This window comes from Nesterenkonia sp. AN1 (genome assembly GCF_000582475.1).
Lineage (GTDB): Bacteria > Actinomycetota > Actinomycetes > Actinomycetales > Micrococcaceae > Nesterenkonia > Nesterenkonia aurantiaca.
On record NZ_JEMO01000042.1, the window covers coordinates 1 to 16,725 of the forward strand.

The window sequence follows — 16,725 nt, forward strand, 5'->3', positions numbered from 1 at the left end:
CTGCATCCGGGGTATGTCTACGTGCCATGTCAGTGAATTTCCTCCTGCACCCATTATCGGATGCGAAACCCACACAGTCACTGGACTCCTACCCGGGGACCCAACCAGAGTCATTCAACAGCCGTCTGCGCGATGAGTGCTTGAACATCAACAGCTTCTACTCGCTCCTGCACGCTCGCGTCGTGATAGGCGATTGGAAGAGGGAATACAATCACGCCCGGCCGCACTCATCGCTGGGCTACCTCACGCCCGCCGAGTACGCTCGGCAATGCACCTACCAAACGGAGAACGACGACTCCCACAACGTGTGGACCTAACAGAGGGGGCGGCTCACATGTGTCGGCCCTGGCTTTCAAGCAGTAAATGACTTCGACGCCGTTGGCCCAGTAGCTGCGGATCAGGGAAGATGAGGGCAATATGAACACCGCAGCGGCAATGATTTCAGCTCATCCTGTGGACCCATCAATCCCTGGTGTGCTGGCCGAGTGCATTCAAGCCTGCGCAGACGCGGCCCTGGCCTGTACCTCCTGCGCCGATGCCTGCCTAGCCGAAGATGCGGTCGCTGAATTGCGCACCACCATCCGTCTTGCCCATGATGCCGCGGACATGTGCACCACTACGGCCCGGTTTCTTTCCCGGCTCACAGAGACCGACGGCAATCTCTTAAAGACGATCTTGATGCTGTGCCGGGACTTCGCCACCACTTTCGCGATGGAAGCTGAACGCCACGCAGACCAGTACGAACACTGCACACTGGCAGCCGCGGCCTGCCGACGGTGTGAAGAGGCCTGCCAGCGTCTACTGCCTCGCCCGTTCTAAAACCCGCCTGCTGAGCCCCTCAGCGGGTCGACTCAAAAATATTGCAGGGACTGTTCGATGGGATCGGCTCGCGGTCAGCAGCGATTCAAATCCGGTCTCTACTCGACCGTTGACGACGTGATCGTGCACCGCTGGGGTTGCTAGCTCCATGCGGCTAGCCTCTACTCATCATGACCGTCATATCCTTCGTGGCCGCCGTATCCTTCGTGCCTGTCATGCCCGCACCAGGGTGCAGCTCCGTGCAAGATGAAACAGGGCCTTACCCCGCTCCAGACTCTCCAGCCGTCTTAGCTGGAGTTGTGCACAGACGGTGAGACCACTTCCTCACTCCTTGAGGGCATCGCCCCACGTCTCATCGGTACTCAGGGTTGGGATCGAGACCAAGATCCTTCCCTGCGTTCCATTGCTCCGGCACGTTGCCCCAAGCAGGGATGCCGCCTGACTGGCGAAGCAGCTTCGCCAGATGCATCAGGTTCCACGCCATGAATGTGGTGTTGCGGTTAGTGAAGTCACTCTCCTGGCCCGCCTGACCCTTCGTCAAGGTAGCTCGGTCCGGGACCGATCGAGCCGATCCCATCCCGCATCCTGCGGCCCGGCGGGATGGTCACCCCGATGTGCTGGAGGCTATAGAGGATGTTCATGGCACAGTGCTTCACTCCGTCTTCGTTGCCGGTGATCAGCGCACCGCCGACCTTGCCGTAGTAGATGTACTGGCCATCGGCTCGTCATCCCAGACATCGCGTACAGGCGTCAATCAGCTGTTTGGTCACCGAGCTGTTGTCCCCGAGCCAGATCGGTCCGGCGACGACGACGATGTCGGCTGCCTTCACGTGCTCAAAGATCTCTGGCCAGGCGTCTTGTTCCCACCCATGTTCGGTCATGTCCGGGTAGACCCCTGTGGCGATCGGATGGTCGATCGGTCGGATGATGTCGACTTCGACCCCCTGGTTGCGCATCAACCTCGCACTGAGGTCGACGAGCCCGGAGGTGTGGCTCAGCTCAGGGCTGCGCTTGAGGGTGCAGTTGAAGAACACGGCCTTCAAGCCCGTGAAATCGAAGTCCAGATCCAGTGTCTGGTCATGATCAGTCATCGTGTTGACTCCTCGTTCTCTACGTAGGACGAGGTATCCGTCCACGACCGTGTGGTCCCTACTCGTATCTGTAGATGCCCGCCGCGCACCGAGGACGACCGAACCTCCGTGAAGTCACGCTCCACGGCCGTCCAGGGATGGGCCTCGATATCGGCCCCTCCCAGCCAGCACACGGTCTTCGCCAATGGACTCAGCAGAGCGCTGAGTCCGGTGGGCCGCTGCATATCCAGCACACCCAGACGCGCATCCTCCGTGGTCAGCCGTCTCATGTTCTCCCAGGCACCCTCCCACCGTTCCATCAAGGACAGGGCGTACGTGGCTACCGCCGCGTCGCAGAGCGCCGCCGTATTCAACCGGTGGTCGCAACAGCGTGCTTTGGGACCGAGCGTAGCTGATCGGCGAAGGCCTCAGCAGGGGTTCTCCACCCGAGAATGCCTCGAGGCCTGTTGTTCATAGCTGTCGCCACAGCAGCAATCTCATCGGCGTTCCACCTGGAGATGTCTGTGCCCTTCGGGAAGTACTGGCGGAGAAGACCATTGAGATGTTCGTTAGAGCCGCGCTGCCACGGGCTCATCGCGTCGGCAAAGTACACCGGCAGCCCCGTCTCTTCGGTCAGCAGGGCGTGGGCTGAGAGCTCTTTGCCACGATCCCAGGTCAAGGAACGGCGCAACGACTCAGGCAGCGGCGCGATCGATCTGGCCAGTGCCTCCTTCATAGTCAGCGCACCGTAACCAGCCAATGCAGACCCGTTCTTCCTCGGCGGGATCACCCCGTAACCAGCCTGCCGAGGCAGATGAACGAGCATCGCGTAGCGAGTGGTGCGTTCGATGAGGGTGGCCATGGCTGAGCGCTTCAGCCCGATGATCAAATCACCTTCCCAATGCCCGGCGGTTTGGCGGTCCTCGACCTCAGCAGGGCGCTTGTTCAGCACTGTCTCCTCGGTGACGTGTGCCCAGGCTTGCTGGTGGGTCCTTGCCCGAGGCTTCCGCTTGGCACGGCCTCTGCGCAGATGCCTCGATTGCTTCCGCTGAAGCCCGCCGCGTGACTCGACATAGAGGGCCTGATAGATGGCTTCGTGGGAGATACGCATCGAGGAATCGGCGGGGAAGTCCAAGGGCAGGCGCCGAGCGATCTGCTGAGGACTCCATCCCGTGACCCATTCCCGGTCACCGCGGTGAGGCTTGTTCTTCCCATCCCACACCGGCCCGATAGGGCCGACGATTTCCCCATCAGCGGTGATGATCTCGCCGCTGAGCTTGTCCTGGACGTATTGGCGCAGCTGCCCGTGGGTGACCATCTTCGCGGTCTTGGGTCTCCTAGCTCGGCGTTCTGCGTGCCATTGCGCGGTGGATGCTTTGTACTCCAGCGTGTAGGTACGAGTCGAGGCGTTGCGGCGCAGCTCACGTGAGATGGTCGAGGTGTTGCGGCCCAATCGCCGAGCGATTTCGCGGACCCCGACCTGCTGGGCACGCCACAGGGCAATGTCCTCACGTTCAGCAGAGGACAGATAGCGCCCCGAGACGGTCGGAGCCAGTTGTGGGTTCACTCCACCAGCATGCCGGAACCAGCGATGCGCTACTGGCTCCGAGACCCCGGCGGCCGCACCTGCTTCTCGGGTTTTCGCTCCTGCGGCGATGGCTTCCCAGAATCTGACTCTGTCCTGACGCCACGCGATGCTGGGGCGTCCCGGCGAGTATATGAGCCCCCGCTCTTCCCTGATTTTCTTTTGTCTCGGGCCGATGCCCATCGAACACCTCCATCAGGTAGGTGTTGCGACGACCAGTTGAATACGGCATCGAGCGGCCTGATGCACTCGTCCTTGGTTGCAAGACACCTCCGCCCCACTCGCGACAGATATTTCTCAGTGAAACCTGCTGACAGATGAGGTGAACCTGTCGTCTGTCAGCGCAGCAGCCCCTACAGCCGGTTCACTCGCCGGCACCCTGTCGTTGTGTGTCCTGGATCGCAGAACAAGTGTGACGGTCGCCCTACGTTGAGGTCCCAGGTACTTACCTCTAGAAGGGATCCTCCGATGTCTGTCCCCAACGCAACACACGCAACATCACGTACCGCAGCTCCGGCCACCACGATGGGACAGAAGATCTCTGCCGGTGCCATCGGAGGCGTAGCCGGCGGGGTCGTCTTCGGAATCTTGATGGCGATGATGGGCATGTTGCCGATGATCGCCTCCATGGTCGGAAGCACCTCTGCTGGTGTGGGCTTCGGCGTCCACCTGGCCATCTCCGTCCTCCTTGGACTGGGTCTGACCATCCCCCTCGGTGGGACACTCTCAAGCTACGGCCGGGGAGCGATCGTCGGCTTGCTCTACGGTGGCCTCTGGTGGGTCTTGGGCGCCTTGCTGATCATGCCCCTGATGATGGGGATGCCGGCCTTCGCCATAAATGCCCCAGCGCTGTGGAGCCTGATGGGCCACCTCGCCTACGGCCTGGTCCTCGGGCTGATCGCCGTCGCAGCCCTGAATCGGCGCAACTAGACGTCAAACTCCTGCACGACCAGTTGAGCCTGCCATTGTCCTGAACTCACGAGGAGTCAATCCAAAGAATCGTCTCCCTTCTATCCCGGCACCTCTCTGCAACCAATCCAGACACCACACCAACACGCTGAGGGTGGGCCTGTAGATTGACCAGACGCCCCACCTGGTTGAAGCAGAAGTAACCCCAAGACGCTTATTCTCTGGTGTCGACCGCCTACGCGAAAGAGACCTCGCATGCCGCACCCCCGTCACCGACACCCTGAGGCCGTGACCACCGCCGTGGCGTCGAATCGCTCGCGCAATGCCGGAGTCGCGATCGTCTCCATGCTGATGCTGACACTCACAGCGTGTTCCCCCGGGCAAGACAGCGAACCGGAACCTGGGCAGGAAGATGACACCGCAGTCGTCGAAACTGAAGCCAGCCCCACAGAAACTCAAGACTCTTCACCGGCGCAGGGGTCTTCGCAGGACGAACCGGATGAACAAGCCGAGCCTGACGAGTCGGAGGCGGACGACGATGCTGCTTCAGCCTCGCCCACTGATTCCACCAGCCAAGACGACCAGGCTGACCAGGCTGACCAGGCTGACCAGGCTGATGATGTCGCTGACGCCGCGGCGCCTGAGTCCTTCGAGATCTCCTCCATCGGTGCAGGCTCAGAGCTGATGCACCTGGGCCTGAAGGAGGACAACACCCTCGACGTTCCCCCCGGAGACCCAGGCTCACCCGCCAGCTGGTACACCGGATCTCCCGCACCCGGGGACCCCGGCCCCGCAGTGCTGCTAGGACATGTCGATGACTCTCTCGGAGAACCCGGGGTATTCGCTGATCTTCCCGACCTCGTCGAAGGAGATGAGATCACCATCGACCGGGAAGACGGCACCACCGCCACATTTGAGGTGACCAAGGCCGAGCAATACGATCAAGACACCTTCCCCACCCTGGAGGTCTACGGCAACACCGAAGACCCAGAACTGCGGCTGATCACCTGTGACGGGTACAACCAAGCCACCGGAGAGTACGAAGACAACTACGTGGTCTACGCCACCCTCGCCGGGTAGAGACCGAACAGCCGGTCCGACACAGCGACCTCAGTACTTCCCGCACGCGCAGAATACTTAGTCTTTCGGCACCGCTAGTGGATTAACGAGACGACGCGTTCCACATATCTTTCTCAACAGTTGAACCATCGAACTAGTTTCTTAACGTGAGTGATCTGAGTTACTCTAAGAATGTCGCGCCCGGGACCCCTGGACGCGTGAACGGTCTTCACGCCATCATCTTCAAGAAGATGGCGGCCCGGATCCTTTGCCGATACCGAGCAGGCGGGCACCTCCGGGGTGAAGCGGATCGATGAGCTGAGAAACTTTTTCTAGATTTTCACCATCCGATCCTGATCTCGCTCCGAACCCCACGTACGTGGCCTGGTCGATACCACGATCGAAGGTCCGTACAACCACACCACTCTGATGAGGAGTCCCTCAAAATGCGTACATCAAAATTCTTCGCTGTTCCGACCCTGGCCCTGGGCGCCATTCTGCTCAGCGCCGGTCCAGCCATGGCACATTCCGACCACGAGATCCAGACCGATGGTGCCGCCACGTCCGACTCAAGCGAGTCCTGGTCCTTCCAGACCAACCTGGACCCGCTGAACAACTCCGGCACCGTCGGTGACGTGCTCATCGAGGGCCAGGGCAACCAGGCCACCGTGTACATGACCGTCGATGGTGCAGCAGAGACCTTCATGGACGGGCCCTTCCCCCACGCTCAGCACATCCACTTCGGCGCCCAGGGCCTGTGCCCAGGACCCGATGCTGACGAAGACGGTGACGGTGTTGTCAACACCCCCGAAGGCGAGCCCTCCTACGGCGGCATCGGCTCCTCCCTGACCATCGAAGGTGACACCTCACCGGATTCAGCTCTGGCCGTGGAACGCTTCCCCGGTGGTTCCAGCTACACCTACGAGCGCGACCTTGAGATCCCCGATGACGTGCTGGCCTCCATCGTTGACGGCACCGGCGTGATCGTGGTTCACGGTGTAAACCCAGAGCTGATGCCAGAGGAAGCTGCGGCGAAGCAGAGCACCCTGGATGAGTCCCTGCCCCTGGCCGCGACTCTTCCGGCTGCCTGTGGCACGCTGACCGCTTCGCAGATGGACGGGATGCCTGAAGGCGGCGCCGACACCGGCGTCTCCGGCGGGTCCCAGGGCAATGGGGTGGCCATGGCCGCCGGTGGCGGCGTGCTGGCCCTGGGCGCGATCGGTGCAGGTGCGTACTTCATGCGCCAGCGCCCCGTCGAGTCCTGAACCGCTCCGAGTCCTGATCACCCACGCCTGACCAGCAGGGCGAGCGACCTCCCTTAAGGGTGGTGGCCCGTGGTGCTTCAACGGCTCAGATCATGATGACGACATAGTGGTGGCCCTACAGATACCTCCTGGTTCTGTGGGGCCACTGCTATATCAGGCCACCACCTGTGGCCCTCCCCTGGCGCCAGTCGCGGGATACTTCCATCGAGCTCAGCCATTCACAGCCTTGCAGCTGGCGTGCTCTGGAGAGTGCAATCTCCGCAGATAACGACTCACCTGAGTCCAGATAAAGAAAGCCAGAGGTAGACCGAACATGTTCTCCTCCCCCACGCTTCTCATCGCGGCGCGATGCCTATGCCTGGCCCAACTGGCCACCCTGGGGTTTCTCTTTGCTTCAGCAGGACTCTTCGTCCAGGACTTCCGCGGACTCGGGGTCCATGGTCTTGCAGCCATTGGGATTCACGTCACCTCTGGATTCCTCGCCGTGACCCTCATCCTCTTTGCTCGGCTCACCAAGGCCGGTCTGGTGCCAGCCATCACCGCGGTGGCACTGTTCGGCCTGACATTCCTCCAAGCTCTCTTGGGCAACGCCATGACACTGACTCAACACGTCAGTGGAGCCTTGGTCCTCACCGTGATGGCGACATGGCTCACCGCCTGGGCCTTCTCCGTCCAGCGGCGCAGCACCGTCGGCCGCTCATCTGAATCTCGTAGTGACTATCTCGAAGGAGCACCCTCATGAACACCATCACGCGGAAAATCCACTGGAGACAGTCTCTCCTGGTCCCAGTAGCGGCCGGAAGCCTCCTCCTGCTCTCGGCATGCGGGCAAGGCGCGGACGAAGCTCAAGACGCCCCCGAACCCGAAACGGCGCAGGACACCGAGGCCCCTGAGGAGACCGAAGCTTCTCAAGAGGCTGAGGCCCCCCAGGAGACCAGCCCCGACCAGACAGAGACTGCCCCGGCAGACGGTGGGAACACCGAGGCAGAGGAGAACACTACTGAGGGCTACACGGTGGAAGAGGATCAGGAATCTTCTGACGAGGCCCTGACTATGGACCAAGTCGAGGAGAACGACTCTCCCGAGTCCTGCTGGGCGGTCATGGACGGGACCGTCTATGACCTCACCGACTGGATCGAGGATCATCCAGGAGGCGCCGACCGGATCGAAGGGCTGTGCGGTACTGATGCAGCAGAGGCCTTCGAAGGCCAACACGGCGGCAGCGAAGGCCCCGAGCAGCAGCTCGCCGAATTCGAGATCGGCACCCTCGAGAACTGAGCCGGTCACCACCGCCGAGAGAAGACGTGACGAGGGCTGTGTGCCCTTGTCCGGAACTGTAGGCGACCGTATCGAACATGCCACGATGGAGTCTGGGTGCGCCGCGCCGAGAGTGTGGGCCCAGCGCAAGAATCCAGAAAGGCCCACACCCAATGCAGACCCAACACGTGACGCTTCGATTCAGCGCCGGAACGAAGCACTACCGACTAGGGATTCCCCCACTGCAAGCAGCAGTACTACGAGCAGTGATCGCAGCCCGAGCCGATCAAGGAAAAAGCACACCCCTCCAGGTCCGCCAACGCACGATCACCACACAGGGCAGCTTCGATAACTACGTGTTCACCGTGCTGGGCTCAAGCACGGATTTCAGCCTCGAGTTCCCCGTCGATCAATCCCCGGCTCCGCCCGAAGCCGAGGTGAAAGCAGCCCTTTCCTCCCTGGATAAGAATCCATGGATGCCCCTCTCCCTCGACCCATGACCCATGACCATGACCTATGGCCCAGCCGATGGCCCTCGATGGCGGTTCACGGCTCGTGGGCGGCAGGGATTAGCTGCCCCTCGACCATCCCGCCGGGACGATTGACCGCTGTGGGTGAAGTAATCCCACTGGGCTGAAGTGCCACGAACGTTTCTACTGTGGAAGAGGTTGATATGAGTAGAGTCGAAATCCATCAGCACGGACAAATGCTCACACTAGAGGCCCTGGACCCGATGGTCGAAGCCCTCTCCGTCGTCATCCAGCTGGGTTTAACCAACCGTAACGGTCTGGTCATCGACGGACTCGCTGTGAACTCCGCTGGTGCCCTGGAAGACACCTCGATGTCGGTCTGGATCAGTTCGGCTGCGACCATTAAGTTCATCTAGCGGCCAAGAACTGACACTGCGGCAACGAAGAAGCACGTCGAAGTCATGACTGAGTCCCTGGAACGCGGTGGACGCATCCACTTCACCCCCAGTAACCCCAGCCACTGACACCTACCCCCTGAACCCCACAGCCCCTCAGCCCCACAGCCCTCAAAGCACCCAGGGCTGGAGGAAAGAGCCCTGGGTAACTTCTCTGCTCTTCCCCCATGTCAAGGGCACCCGTAGGATAGGTGGACAACCGGGCGGTTGTCCTTTCGTGCCCGGTTGGTTCCCCTTCCAGGGAACAGCAGTGAGCTGAATCCCCGTCAACTCCGGAAGTGGTTGGCGGGGCTCTCACCTCCACAGAACACGTCGAAAGACTCACCCCCTCTGGTCATCACGGCGAACCGCGTGTCACTGACCGAGGGGCCCTGCCCACGGCACCCCTCAACGGCGGCCCCGAGAAGACCAAAGGGACCCATCACCCAGGACAGCAACTCCAGGAATGCGCAGTGTCCCCACATCTGGGTCAGTTCTGTCCCAACGTGCACCTCGATGTGATCACCTCTTTGACAACATCACACCCGGGGCGGTATCAACACGCAAAACCCGTAGGGCCCAGAAGTCCAAGAGTGCCCCGAGTCGCTTATAACGTGTCACTCTTAACCCATGTGTGCAGGTCAGAGCTCAGAGGCACCCTCCCCTGGAGGCGCCAGCAGGCACGTCCCCTTGGTGGATGTCTGCGGAGACCTCCTGGCGAGGATCACAGGCGGCGATGAGCAGGCGTTCACTGTGTTCTACGAAAAGTATGGCCGGTTCATACTGCTGGCGATACTACGGGTCGTACCCGAGAAGAGTGCCGCCGAGAGCATCCTTGAAGCAGTCTTCACCCGAGTGTGGAGAGACGCCTCCACTTTCCAGGTCACGGAGGAGGACGGCCTCACCTGGCTCCAGAGACTCCGGAACCGGTTGGTCCGAGACACGATGCCGCCCGACGCCTCTACATCTCCCCAGGCCGGGCCTACTAGCCCGAACGCCTCTTGTGATCCCCGACCAGAGTAGCTATGCACCTGTTCTCAGCGATCCCATTGTGCCCCGCCGGTGCGCGACCCTGCTCACCTGTGGGGCACACATCCCAGAAATGACTCTCGTTCAGCATCCCCGGGTGGTCTCGATGGTGGGCGCTGCCCCGTCATCTCAGCGTCGAGCCTGGAACCCGTCCTCCCTGCTAGAGCGGCACCCGCCCACATACGCCAGTCAGATGCCGGTCAGCACAGGCAGGCGCATAAACTTGGCAACGACGTGGTCGCCTCCACTAGGCTAAAAGCGCTGAGTCCTTCCCCTTAAGGACAAGGCGCCGCCCGTTTGGTGATACCTCCTAGGCGGGCGGTTTAGATGCCTCACTGCCGGATTCTTAGCTCCACTAGGGGCCACCAGGTCACCCAGTCTTCCGTGCGATCTAGGATCGCGCGCACCAGCCTTGCGGCATCGTCCGACACCAAGAAATATGTTGAGTCCAAGCCGAAGAAACTGATCGCTGAGAAGCTCGGGGGTTCGCGATTCAGTGGCTAGGAGGCTTCGGGGTCCGGCGGGTTACCGAAGCTAGTTGGCAGCGCCGTCAATGGTTCAGGTCCGATTAGGCGGTAGCGGGCAGGGCCGAGGGCACGGGGCGAACCCAGGGAGGAATGCTGAGCAGAAACATTGTTGCTGCGATCATCAGCCCCGCCACGAAGATCGTGTCCAGATGCGTAGACAATGGGGTCCCGTTGTACATCGTGATGCCTACCGCCCATCAGCGCTGCCCGCCCAATAAAGACCAGCGCGCCCCCCGGGTGCTGGGCGGGCGCAAACCCCCACCCATGACTAATACGGCCGGAATCACGTACCAGATCACACTCGCCGTGCCTAGAGTGTTGATCTGACTGATCAGACCATCAGTGCCTGGTACTGCAGCAACCAGGTGACGGAAGAACATCGACGCGCAATGAAGCACCAGACCCAGCACACCGACAACAGTGAGACAAAGGTCCAGCCACGTTAGGCGCCGGGCCAGCCGCTGTGGAGGCAGGCCCGGGATGGACAGACGCAGCACCAGCAGGGCAACGACGACCATGGCGAGGGTCACGACAAACGAGATGGACATGACCCCACTCTAGATCTCGGCCACCGGCACAACGGTGTCCTAGATTCCACAACGATCGCTGACCACAGGATTGACGATGAGCACGAGGCGCTCCCTCCCCGCGACATTGATCAGCCACGGCCCAGGTCCATAGCACTGGACTGCGCGCCTCCACGGAGGCTTTCTCCGGACCCATAGGGAAATCTTCGAGCCTCGGTCTGGTCTGGGCTCCAGTGAATCGACGGTCTTTTCTCCCCATTCCGCTGTGATGAATCAGATCCGTCTTATCTACAGACGATCAACACTCCCCTACCAACAGTTCTGGGATTAGGGTGAAAGACTCAAGCAACGGGCTTTCCCTACCGATAATCGGAGAAACTATGGATCGTTCCCTGCACCTGACCCTTACCGCTGAGGTATTACCCGGTCCCCTTCACTTGGCCGCAACTGGAGCTCTCACCGCGCAGAACACCCGAGAATTAGTCTCCACGCTTCGATGTGCTCTGGCTCTACAAGGGTGCCCCAAGGTCACCGTCGATCTTCGCGAACTTGACCACGTCGATCCCCGAGCATGGAGCGCGGTAAAGACCTATCTCACACTCCACATTCTGGCCAACAGGGCACCACGTATAGGGATACTTCCACTGCGCAGCGAGGCGGACGGGCCCACACCACACCTGTGCAGAAATTCTGAACAACCCAGCGCCACGCAACCCCCTCTCGGACCTCTGTCTTGAGGGCACTGGACTGTCATGAAAGAGCTCAACCGACACCCCGCCTGCTCGTGGGAGCATGGATCTGGTGTCCTTAAGCGAAGGCACTCGCCCATTGGCAGGACGCCGTATCTGTGAACACTTTGGAGTTGAGTCCCGCATAGTGGTGTAACCCATGGTGGCCAAGCCTGTCGTTCCCGACATGGACGCGGCCACCGTGTGATCCTTCGAGAAAAACTCTCACATCCCACTCGAAAGGCATCATCACGATGACCGCACCTCACATTATCGACCCTGCCGGCCTCCTCGCTGAAGCCCTGACCGACGCATCCCCAGATCTGATGCGCAACCTGCTCCAGACTATGATCAACGCACTGCTCTCCGCTGACGCGGACGCCGTGATCGGAGCCGAATGGGGCAAGCCCAGCGCTGATCGCGCCACCCAGCGCAACGGATACCGACACCGCGATCTCGACACCCGCGCAGGCACCGTCGATGTCGCGGTCCCGAAGCTGCGATCGGGCACCTACTTCCCTGAATGGCTGCTCGAGCGTCGCAAACGAGCGGAATCAGCGCTGATCACCGTCGTGGCTGACTGCTACCTCGCCGGGGTCTCCACACGGCGGATGGACAAGCTCGTCAAGACCCTCGGGATCAACGCGCTCTCGAAGTCCCAGGTCTCGCGGATGGCAGCAGACCTCGATGAACACGTCGACCAGTTCCGCCACCGGCCCCTCGATGATGCCGGCCCGTTCACCTTCGTCGCCGCCGACGCGCTGACCATGAAGGTCCGAGAAGGCGGCCGGGTGATCAACGCGGTCGTGCTCATCGCGACCGGGGTCAACGCCGATGGGCGCCGAGAGGTCCTGGGCATGCGGGTCGCAACAAGTGAGACTGGGACGGCATGGAACAGCTTCTTCGCCGACCTCGTCGCCCGCGGACTCAGGGGAGTCCAGCTGGTCACCTCTGATGCCCACCAGGGCCTGGTGGAAGCGATCGCGGCGAATCTGCCTGGCGCTGGGTGGCAGAGATGCCGTACCCATTACGCGGCGAACCTGATGAGCGTCTGCCCCAAGGCCATGTGGCCGGCGGTGAAAGCCATGCTGCACTCGGTTTATGACCAGCCCGATGCCGAGGCGGTCCACGCCCAGTTCGACCGGCTCCTGGACTACGTCGAGACCAAGCTCCCCGACGCTTATGAGCATCTCGACGCCGCCCGGGCGGAGATCCTCACGTTCACCAGCTTCCCCGAAGGTCTCTGGTCACAGGTCTGGTCGAATAATCCCAATGAGCGGCTCAACCGCGAGATCCGGCGCCGCACAGATAGCGTCGGGATCTTCCCCAACCGGGAGGCGATCATTCGTCTCGTCGGCGCTGTTCTGGCTGAACAGACTGATGAATGGGCAGAGGGCCGCCGCTACCTTGGTCTGGAGATCCTCGCGAAGAGCCGCCTGAGTCTCTTACCCGACGTGGGAAGGGAAGTGGGGGCCGACATTGCTCTGAAACTCAGCGCCTGATTGATCACAATGAAGGACACCGCGCTACACCACTACCTGGGACTTGACCCACTTTGGCGGGCCCAGCCGTGCTTGTGCCCCGCCAGGGCTCCCTGCGTCTGACTCACTCGGGATGCGCGGCGGGCTTACGTGATCCGCTCGGCAACGCCTGACAGGGTGGTCAGTGCCGCACTGCCATATCCCACTGCTGAGATCTTCTTGGGAGTGTGTGCTGGATTGCAGACCCGTCCCGCACCCCATTCCTAATGTGGTTAGGGGCGTCGAAGTTGGAGAGGAGGGGTTGAGATGTCCATCATGGAACCTCATGGTGCGTGTGCACACGGTCTCGCGCATGCTTCAATGTGCGGAGATCAGCCCTGGTCCTCCCAACGACGGGAAGAAGATCCTTTGACCTTCGACGCCGACGGCTTCACCTGCCTCAACGAGATGGACCTCTTCGCCGACCTCACCCCGGCCGAGATAGAGGCCATGCACATGATGGTCCCCGAACGCCGGTTCGGCCCCGGGGACCTGATCTTCTCCCAATCAGAACCGGTCAGCGCTCTGTTCGTGCTGAAATCGGGCCGGGTGCGGATCTTCCGGGTCGCCGAAGACGGCAAAGCCCTGACCCTGGCCATCCTTGAACCTGGAGCGGTCTTCGGAGAGATGCTGCTGGTGGGTCAGCAGATGTATGAGAACTACGCCGAGGCCGTCGAAGACTCAGTCATCTGCCAGCTCACCGTTGAAGACGTCGAGCGACACCTGGTCGCGGACCCGCGCATCGCCCTGCGCATCGCGAAGCTCCTCGGAGACGAGGTGGCTCGGCTCGAGGAGCGGCTTACCGATCTCGCGCTGCGCCCCCTGGCAGCCCGCACCGCCAAGACACTGCTGACCCTGGCCGAGTCCGCTCCCACGAACGCGCTCAGCGCCCGGTTAGGCCACGGCAGTCTCATCCGCATCACCCATGAGCAGCTCGCCGGCCTGCTCGGCGCCACCCGGGAAGCCACCAGCAAGACCGTCTCCGACTTCGCCGGCAAGGGCCTCATCAGACAGTCCCGCGGACGCATCACCGTCCGAGATTCCCAGCGCCTGCGATCCATCGCCAGGACCACCTCCTAGATTCTTCCGCCACCCCACACCGGGGAGGCGGAGCCCGTACGAAAGAAAGGCACCACCATGACCCGAGTCACCCCAGCTACCACCGAGACCGCACCAGAGAACGCCCAGTCTGAGCTGAAGAACCTCGAACAGCAGTTCGGCAAGGTCCTGAACATCCACGGGGCCATGGCCACCTCCCCCGTGGTGCTCCAGGCCTACATCGCCATCCAGCAGGCCATCGAGGACTACGGCACCTTCGACGCCCAGACCCGCGAGGCCATCGCACTGGCAGTCGGCAACGTCGATGAGTGCACCTACTGCCAGTCCGCCCACACCCAAGGAGCCAAGGCCGCAGGACTCAGCGAGGACCAGACCGTCGCCATCCGCCGCGGTGACCTCGACTTCGACCCCAAACTGGCCGCCCTGCTGAAGGTCGCCCGCGAAGCAACCGCGGAGAAGGGCAACGTCGATGACACCACCTGGCAGGCGGCCCTTGATGCCGGATGGAGCACCGAGGAACTGACCGAGCTCTCCACCCATGTGGCGGTGAACCTCTACACCAACTACTTCAACCACATGGTCAAGACCGAACTCGACGTCCCGGCCGCACCCTCGCTCTAACACCTACCAACGACGCTGAACCGTCGTCACCATCGTTTCGCGTTGCCATGAGTTGACGCGCCGGGCATCAGTCCCCTCGGGCTCGGTCCTGGCTGACTCACGCCAACCGGGTGCCGGGTTCAGGTGAGTGTCATTCCGAATGCATACGTAAGGACTGGCTGGTCTCTTGAGGCCGAGTCAGGTCTTTGAGGAGATCAGCCCATGGCCAGTGATATGAATCCCGATGCGCCGCGGCAGGATCGCGCCGAGCTGCTCGCCGCCCACCGGGCCGCTGAGACCAGGGCCTCTCGTAAAAGAAAGCTCTTCTGGGGCGCAGGTGGAGTCACCGCCCTCGCTATGGTCGGAGCTTTAGTCGCGGTCGCAGTGGTCAACGACCCTGCGCCACAGGCACGCGAAGACATCGAGATCGCCGGAATCGAGACCTTCGAGTGGTTGGGCCCCCGTTAGCAGCCCAGTGGCTATGCGATAGCTAATTGGTTCTCTGCGGTCCAGCGTTCCCAGTATCGCTTCGGTGTCAGTCCATCGAGGGATCCGTGGGGCCGTCCATAATTGTAAATGTCTTTCCACTCGTCGGCCAAGTACTCTGCCTCGGCCATCGTGTCCATGATCTCCCCAGTCAGTTGTTCCCTTCTGAATTGGGCGTTGAATGATTCGGCGAACCCATTCTGCCAGGGCGATCCTGGATCGATGAACGCGGTATCGACCCCGGCGGTTGCGCACCAGTCGACCAGCGCGGCAGCGGTGAATTCCGGCCCATTATCGGACCGGACGTAGGTCGGCACGGTGCCGGTTTCGGCGATGATGTTCTCCAGGACGGCGACCACATCGGTGGCAGTGAACGACCGCCGCGGGATAATGGCCAGGGCGGTGCGGGTGTATTCATCAATGACGTTGAAGAACCTAATATGCCGGCCGCAGGAGGTCACGTCGGATTGGAAGTCGAAGCTGACCACATGCATCGGATATTCGGCCCGCAACCGCTTCTGCTCCCCAGCGCCGGGACCGGTGCGGCGCTTCTTCCGCGCCTTGGGCTTGCAGGTGAGCCCTTCGGCCCGCCAGAGCCGGCGTACGCGCTTCTTATTCAGCGCCACCGTCTCCCACTGCGGCTGCTCCAGCAGGTGCCAGCGCGCCTTGCGCCAGCCCCACGCCGGATGCTTCCCGGCCACGACTCGTAGATCAGCGCGCAGCTGGACCTCTTCAAAGCTGACCACCGGCCGGCCCTTGCGCAGCACTGAGCGGTTCTGACCCAGCACCTTGCAGGCGAACCTCTCGGACGCCCCGAACTTCTCCTGCGCCATGGCCACGGCGCGGCGGCGAGGTTCAGGGCTCAGAATTTTCCCCGGGCCACCTCATTCAAAATGTCGATGGCCAGTTCTTTCTCTGCAACCAGCTTCTTCAGTCGAGCGTTCTCTTTCTCAAGGTCCTTGACGGCTTTGGTCTGAGTGGCGTTCTTCTCGGACCCGTACTGCTGCAACCACCGATACCAGGTCGCCTCAGTCACCTGCAGTTCCTTGATGACCTCGATCATCGGCCGTCCGTCGTTGAGGAGTCTCTGGCCCTCGCGCACTTTCGCGATGACCTGATCCGGGGTATGTCTACGTGCCATGTCAGTGAATTTCCTCCTGCACCCATTATCGGATGCGAAACCCACACAGTCACTGGACTCCTACCCGGGGACCCAACCACTGGTGTTGCTCCGGGGAGGCGCTGGCTACCGACAGGTTTAATCGATGACTGCTGTCGCTTCTACTTCTACCAGGACGTCTGGTTCGAAAAGGTAGTCCACTCCAATCAGGGAGGCTGGCGGCATCGGCATGGGCAGTCCCACCTCCTTCCGGCTACGGAA

15 protein-coding genes and 2 pseudogenes are annotated in these 16,725 nt (G+C 61.6%); 13 read left to right on the forward strand and 4 right to left on the reverse strand.

Features of this window, described 5'->3' with window-relative positions:
• Window positions 1-107: 107 nt before the first annotated feature.
• Window positions 108-317 (forward strand): annotated as a pseudogene (locus BG28_RS13885) (transposase); the annotation flags it as partial.
• A 100-nt stretch (window positions 318-417) separates the two neighbouring features.
• On the forward strand, window positions 418-819 hold the full coding sequence (locus BG28_RS13890; RefSeq protein WP_036478176.1) for a four-helix bundle copper-binding protein: 402 nt from the start codon (window positions 418-420) through the stop codon (window positions 817-819).
• Between the two features lie 352 nt (window positions 820-1,171).
• Here BG28_RS13890 and BG28_RS13895 read toward each other — a convergent pair.
• Window positions 1,172-1,910: pseudogene (locus tag BG28_RS13895) on the reverse strand (flavodoxin family protein).
• Window positions 1,911-2,259: 349 nt separating this feature from the next.
• A complete protein-coding gene (locus BG28_RS13905) occupies window positions 2,260-3,657 on the reverse strand; it encodes an IS30 family transposase (protein ID WP_051501518.1) in 1,398 nt (465 codons plus the stop codon).
• 285 nt (window positions 3,658-3,942) lie between these two features.
• Between BG28_RS13905 and BG28_RS13910 the strand changes: the two genes are divergently transcribed.
• From BG28_RS13910 to BG28_RS13935, 7 genes are all read left to right on the forward strand, one after another.
• Window positions 3,943-4,404, forward strand: coding sequence for a hypothetical protein (locus tag BG28_RS13910; RefSeq protein WP_235181140.1), 462 nt, complete (start codon window positions 3,943-3,945; stop codon window positions 4,402-4,404).
• 234 nt (window positions 4,405-4,638) lie between these two features.
• Complete coding sequence (locus BG28_RS15565; RefSeq protein ID WP_235181141.1) at window positions 4,639-5,463, forward strand: class F sortase; 825 nt, start codon at window positions 4,639-4,641, stop codon at window positions 5,461-5,463.
• Window positions 5,464-5,888: 425 nt separating this feature from the next.
• The gene (locus BG28_RS13920; protein ID WP_036478180.1) at window positions 5,889-6,707 is read left to right on the forward strand and encodes a hypothetical protein; all 819 of its coding nucleotides are present in this window, start codon (window positions 5,889-5,891) and stop codon (window positions 6,705-6,707) included.
• A gap of 313 nt (window positions 6,708-7,020) precedes the next feature.
• Entirely contained in the window at window positions 7,021-7,449 is a 429-nt protein-coding gene (locus tag BG28_RS13925) for a hypothetical protein (protein WP_200869374.1), read from the forward strand.
• Entirely contained in the window at window positions 7,446-7,985 is a 540-nt protein-coding gene (locus tag BG28_RS14655) for a cytochrome b5-like heme/steroid binding domain-containing protein (protein WP_051501519.1), read from the forward strand. Before BG28_RS13925 ends, BG28_RS14655 begins: the two co-directional genes overlap by 4 nt.
• A gap of 245 nt (window positions 7,986-8,230) precedes the next feature.
• The gene (locus BG28_RS15570) at window positions 8,231-8,464 is read left to right on the forward strand and encodes a hypothetical protein (protein WP_161634854.1); all 234 of its coding nucleotides are present in this window, start codon (window positions 8,231-8,233) and stop codon (window positions 8,462-8,464) included.
• A gap of 206 nt (window positions 8,465-8,670) precedes the next feature.
• Window positions 8,671-8,850: a hypothetical protein gene (locus BG28_RS13935; RefSeq protein WP_152539318.1), complete on the forward strand. Its 180-nt coding sequence runs from the start codon at window positions 8,671-8,673 to the stop codon at window positions 8,848-8,850.
• A 1,771-nt stretch (window positions 8,851-10,621) separates the two neighbouring features.
• On the opposite strand, the gene BG28_RS13950 is transcribed toward BG28_RS13935, so the two are convergent.
• Window positions 10,622-10,972 (reverse strand): hypothetical protein, encoded by a 351-nt coding sequence (locus BG28_RS13950; RefSeq protein WP_036478186.1) that lies wholly within the window; start codon window positions 10,970-10,972, stop codon window positions 10,622-10,624.
• Window positions 10,973-11,933: 961 nt separating this feature from the next.
• Here BG28_RS13950 and BG28_RS13955 point away from each other — a divergent pair.
• The 4 genes from BG28_RS13955 to BG28_RS13970 all read left to right on the forward strand — a co-directional run bounded on the left by BG28_RS13955 (window position 11,934) and on the right by BG28_RS13970 (window position 15,326).
• The gene (locus BG28_RS13955) at window positions 11,934-13,181 is read left to right on the forward strand and encodes an IS256 family transposase (protein WP_036478188.1); all 1,248 of its coding nucleotides are present in this window, start codon (window positions 11,934-11,936) and stop codon (window positions 13,179-13,181) included.
• A 387-nt stretch (window positions 13,182-13,568) separates the two neighbouring features.
• Complete coding sequence (locus BG28_RS13960; RefSeq protein WP_036478190.1) at window positions 13,569-14,279, forward strand: Crp/Fnr family transcriptional regulator; 711 nt, start codon at window positions 13,569-13,571, stop codon at window positions 14,277-14,279.
• 57 nt (window positions 14,280-14,336) lie between these two features.
• Window positions 14,337-14,879 (forward strand): carboxymuconolactone decarboxylase family protein, encoded by a 543-nt coding sequence (locus tag BG28_RS13965; protein ID WP_036478192.1) that lies wholly within the window; start codon window positions 14,337-14,339, stop codon window positions 14,877-14,879.
• Between the two features lie 201 nt (window positions 14,880-15,080).
• A complete protein-coding gene (locus tag BG28_RS13970; protein WP_036478194.1) occupies window positions 15,081-15,326 on the forward strand; it encodes a hypothetical protein in 246 nt (81 codons plus the stop codon).
• Between the two features lie 11 nt (window positions 15,327-15,337).
• Here the strand turns inward: BG28_RS13970 and BG28_RS13975 are convergent.
• Window positions 15,338-16,485, reverse strand: a protein-coding gene (locus BG28_RS13975) for an IS3 family transposase (protein ID WP_152539320.1) whose coding sequence is annotated in 2 segments (ribosomal slippage) — window positions 15,338-16,221 and window positions 16,221-16,485 — 1,149 coding nt in all. Because the reading frame shifts where the segments join, the coding sequence is not laid out codon by codon here.
• Window positions 16,486-16,725: the final 240 nt, after the last annotated feature.

Coding starts and splice junctions, on each gene's coding strand:
- BG28_RS13890 (WP_036478176.1), top strand. CDS start 418: ATGAACACCGCAGCGGCAATGATTTCAGCTCATCCTGTGGACCCATCA.
- BG28_RS13905 (WP_051501518.1), bottom strand. CDS start 3,657: ATGGGCATCGGCCCGAGACAAAAGAAAATCAGGGAAGAGCGGGGGCTC.
- BG28_RS13910 (WP_235181140.1), top strand. CDS start 3,943: ATGTCTGTCCCCAACGCAACACACGCAACATCACGTACCGCAGCTCCG.
- BG28_RS15565 (WP_235181141.1), top strand. CDS start 4,639: ATGCCGCACCCCCGTCACCGACACCCTGAGGCCGTGACCACCGCCGTG.
- BG28_RS13920 (WP_036478180.1), top strand. CDS start 5,889: ATGCGTACATCAAAATTCTTCGCTGTTCCGACCCTGGCCCTGGGCGCC.
- BG28_RS13925 (WP_200869374.1), top strand. CDS start 7,021: ATGTTCTCCTCCCCCACGCTTCTCATCGCGGCGCGATGCCTATGCCTG.
- BG28_RS14655 (WP_051501519.1), top strand. CDS start 7,446: ATGAACACCATCACGCGGAAAATCCACTGGAGACAGTCTCTCCTGGTC.
- BG28_RS13935 (WP_152539318.1), top strand. CDS start 8,671: ATGCTCACACTAGAGGCCCTGGACCCGATGGTCGAAGCCCTCTCCGTC.
- BG28_RS13950 (WP_036478186.1), bottom strand. CDS start 10,972: ATGTCCATCTCGTTTGTCGTGACCCTCGCCATGGTCGTCGTTGCCCTG.
- BG28_RS13955 (WP_036478188.1), top strand. CDS start 11,934: ATGACCGCACCTCACATTATCGACCCTGCCGGCCTCCTCGCTGAAGCC.
- BG28_RS13965 (WP_036478192.1), top strand. CDS start 14,337: ATGACCCGAGTCACCCCAGCTACCACCGAGACCGCACCAGAGAACGCC.
- BG28_RS13970 (WP_036478194.1), top strand. CDS start 15,081: ATGGCCAGTGATATGAATCCCGATGCGCCGCGGCAGGATCGCGCCGAG.